General features: G+C 53.8%; 1 protein-coding gene. It reads left to right on the top strand.

Annotation, left to right across the window (positions count from 1 at the left end; translation table 11 throughout):
• Positions 1–92: 92 nt before the first annotated feature.
• Positions 93–641, top strand: a complete 549-nt coding sequence (locus DSOL_RS26240; RefSeq protein ID WP_075367615.1) for a BMC domain-containing protein — start codon at positions 93–95, stop codon at positions 639–641.
• Positions 642–654: the final 13 nt, after the last annotated feature.

Below are 654 nucleotides of genomic sequence, written 5' to 3'. Positions count from 1 at the left end.
GCCTTAGGCGCTAGGGTCCATGCCAGTCTCGACGGAACCGTCCAACACGTCACGCCCCAAACGATAACGCTACGGAAAGGGGGTGCTGCAACATGATCCATGCTATAGGGCTCGTAGAGTTTACAAGCATAGCACAAGGCATCGAATGCGCCGATATCATGGCTAAAACGGCGGACGTCAACATCTTAGTGGCCAAAACCACCTGCCCCGGAAAATATATCGTCTTAGTCAGCGGAGACGTGTCAGCCATCCAGCAATCCGTGAACGCAGGGATCGAGTTAGGAGCAGAGACCGTCGTCGATTCGTTCGTCATACCGAATGTCCATCCCTCCATTTTGCCGGCGATCAGTGGCGCAAATACCCTTAAAGACATTAAAGCACTTGGAATCATCGAAACATACAGCGTCGCCTCCTTAATCGAAGCAGCGGATGCCGCCGTGAAAGCAGGGGAAGTAGAACCCCTCCTCATTCATCTCGCCTTTGGAATTGGAGGAAAGAGTTACACCCTTCTCACCGGAGAAGTCGCATCTGTGAAAGCAGCCGTCGAAGAAGGGAGTGCCCTAGCCAGCGCAAAAGGACTCCTCATACGGCAAGTCGTCATACCCCGCCCCGCGAAGCAACTGATTGAAAGCCTGGTCTGATCGAGGCACGAGG

It is taken from the genome of Desulfosporosinus metallidurans (assembly GCF_001936615.1).
GTDB classification, from domain to species: Bacteria; Bacillota; Desulfitobacteriia; order Desulfitobacteriales; family Desulfitobacteriaceae; genus Desulfosporosinus; species Desulfosporosinus metallidurans.
Note: the sequence above shows the minus strand (reverse complement) of the source record. Positions and strands in the feature narration are given on the sequence as shown.

Coding starts and splice junctions, on each gene's coding strand:
- DSOL_RS26240 (WP_075367615.1), top strand. CDS start 93: ATGATCCATGCTATAGGGCTCGTAGAGTTTACAAGCATAGCACAAGGC.